Origin of the sequence: Dactylosporangium sp. NPDC049742 (genome assembly GCF_040674675.1) — a bacterium.
Taxonomy (GTDB): domain Bacteria; phylum Actinomycetota; class Actinomycetes; order Mycobacteriales; family Micromonosporaceae; genus Dactylosporangium; species Dactylosporangium maewongense.
Genome location: NZ_JBFANF010000154.1, coordinates 1 through 2,518, shown reverse-complemented (window position 1 = coordinate 2,518; position 2,518 = coordinate 1). Strand labels below are relative to the sequence as shown.

Annotated in this window: 3 protein-coding genes and 1 pseudogene; all 4 read left to right on the top strand. The window is 74.4% G+C overall.

Annotation, left to right across the window (positions count from 1 at the left end):
- Positions 1–180, top strand: a pseudogene (locus AB0J72_RS58860) (M20 family peptidase); the annotation flags it as partial.
- Positions 180–1,076 (top strand): GNAT family N-acetyltransferase, encoded by an 897-nt coding sequence (locus AB0J72_RS58855; RefSeq protein ID WP_363418014.1) that lies wholly within the window; start codon positions 180–182, stop codon positions 1,074–1,076. The pseudogene AB0J72_RS58860 and the gene AB0J72_RS58855, both read left to right, overlap by 1 nt.
- Positions 1,073–2,179, top strand: a complete 1,107-nt coding sequence (menC, locus tag AB0J72_RS58850; protein WP_363418011.1) for an o-succinylbenzoate synthase — start codon at positions 1,073–1,075, stop codon at positions 2,177–2,179. The genes AB0J72_RS58855 and menC overlap by 4 nt, the downstream gene beginning before the upstream one ends.
- 10 nt (positions 2,180–2,189) lie before the next feature.
- Entirely contained in the window at positions 2,190–2,489 is a 300-nt protein-coding gene (locus tag AB0J72_RS58845; protein WP_363418008.1) for a hypothetical protein, read from the top strand.
- Positions 2,490–2,518: the final 29 nt, after the last annotated feature.

Sequence of the window (2,518 nt, the reverse complement as noted above, 5' to 3'; positions counted from 1 at the left end):
GGGGCGTCCGACGGCAACTTCACCGCCGGCGTCGGCACGCCGACGCTCGACGGGCTCGGCGCGGTCGGCGGCGGCGCGCACGCCGACGACGAGCACGTCCTCATCGACGCGCTGCCCGGGCGCACCGCCCTCGTCGCGGCGCTGGTGCTGGACGTCCTGGCCGCCGCGGGAGGTGCGTGATGGCGACCCTGAACGCCGCCGCCACCGACGCGACCGACGCCGCCGACGCCGCCGACGCGCAGGCGCGGGCCGCCGCGGACGCGGCCGGGGTGACCATCCGCGAGATCACCGGCGACGAGGACTTCCAGGCGATGCACCGGCTGTTCGACCGGATCTGGCGGCCCGACCCGGCCAACCAGCCGGTCACCGCCGTGCTGCTGCGGGCGTTCAGCAAGGCCGGCAACTACGTCGCCGGCGCGTACGACGGGGAGGAGCTCGTCGGCGCGTGCGTCGCGTTCTTCGGCCCGCCGGCGCACGCGACCATGCACAGCCACATCACCGGCGTCGCGGCCGGCGGCGGTCGGCGGGCGGTCGGGTTCGCGCTCAAGACGCACCAGCGCGGCTGGGCCGTGCGCCGCGGGCTGCGGACCGTCTCGTGGACCTACGACCCGCTCGTCGCCCGCAACTCCTACTTCAACCTGGCGAAGCTGGCCGCGACCCCGGCGGAGTACCTGACCAACTTCTACGGCGGCATGAACGACGGGCTCAACGGCGCCGACGACAGCGACCGGCTGCTGGTCAGCTGGGACCTGGCCGCGCCGGCCGTGGAGGCGGCGTGCGGCGGGCGGCCGGCTACCCGTACCGTCGAACACGAACTGCACCGGGGCGCGGTGGTCGGCCTGGGGCGCACCGCTGACGGCCGCCCCGCACCCGGAACGCTCGACGGTCACACGGTCCTGGTGGCGGTGCCGCCGGACATCGAGACGCTGCGGCGGACCGATCCCGCCGCCGCCCACGCCTGGCGGATCGCCGTCCGCGAGACGCTCGGCACGCTCATGGCCGGCGGCCGGCGGGTCACCGGCTTCGACCGGGCCGGCTGGTACGTGCTCACCGAAGGGAACGACGAGAACTCATGAAACTCACCGGGGTCGAGCTGCGACGCGTCAAGATGCCGCTGGTGGCGCCCTTCCGCACCTCCTTCGGCACCAGCACCGACCGGGACCTGCTGCTGCTGCGGGCGGTCACCCCCGACGCCGAGGGCTGGGGCGAGTGCGTGGCGATGGCCGACCCGCTGTACTCCTCGGAGTACGTCGAGGCCGCCATCGACGTGCTCACCCGGTTCCTCGTCCCGGCGCTCGGGGCGGCCCCGCGGCTGGACGCCAACGCGGTCGGGCCGGCGCTCGCGCCGTACAAGGGACACCGGATGGCGAAGGCGGCCCTGGAGATGGCCGTCCTCGACGCGGAGCTGCGCGCCGCCGGGCGGTCCCTCGGCCGGGAGCTCGGCGCGGTCCGCGACCGCGTGCCGTGCGGGGTCTCCGTCGGGATCATGGACTCGATCGGCGAGCTGCTCGACGCGGTCGCCGGGTACGTCGCCGACGGGTACGTGCGGATCAAGCTGAAGATCGAGCCCGGCTGGGACGTCGAGCCCGTCCGGGCGGTCCGCGAGCGCTTCGGCGACGCGCTGCTGCTCCAGGTCGACGCCAACACCGCCTACACCCTCGCCGACGCCCGGCACCTGAGCCGGCTCGACCCCTTCGACCTGCTGCTCATCGAGCAGCCCCTCGACGAGGAGGACCTGCTCGGCCACGCCGCCCTGGCGAAGCTCATCCGCACCCCGGTCTGCCTGGACGAGTCGATCACGTCGGCCCGCAGCGCGGCCGCCGCGATCACGCTCGGCGCCTGCGAGATCGTGAACGTGAAGCCCGGCCGGGTCGGCGGCTACCTGGAGGCCCGCCGGATCCACGACGTCTGCGTGGCGCACGGCGTGCCGGTCTGGTGCGGCGGGATGCTGGAGACCGGCATCGGGCGGGCCGCGAACGTGGCGCTCGCCGCGCTGCCCGGCTTCACCCTGCCCGGCGACACGTCCGCATCCGGCCGCTACTTCCGCACCGACGTCACGGCGCCGTTCGTGCTCGACGACGGCCACCTGGCCGTGCCGGCCGGGCCGGGGCTCGGCGTCGAGCCGCTGCCGGACGTCCTCGCCGGGATCACCACCGAGACGACCTGGATCCGGATCTAGAATTCCTGGTGTGCGACCACAGGCCAGCCTCGGGCGCGTCCTGGACGACCTCGGCGCGACCCTGCTCGAGCTGGTCCACGGCGACCCGGACCTCCACCCGCGGCAGGCCGCCGCGATCGGCGGGGTGGTCATCCACGACCCCCTCGACGAGCCGGTGCTCCCCCAGCACGCGCTGGTCCTCGGGGTCGGCGTCGGCGACGCCGCCGAGACCGCCCGGCTGCTGCGCACGCTCGGCCGGCAGGAGGCCGTCGCCTTGGTCGTGCGGGCACAACAGCCGTGTCACGGGGTCAATCAATTGGCACTGGCTTAACAAGCACCCTGTTGAGTTCTCAAACAACC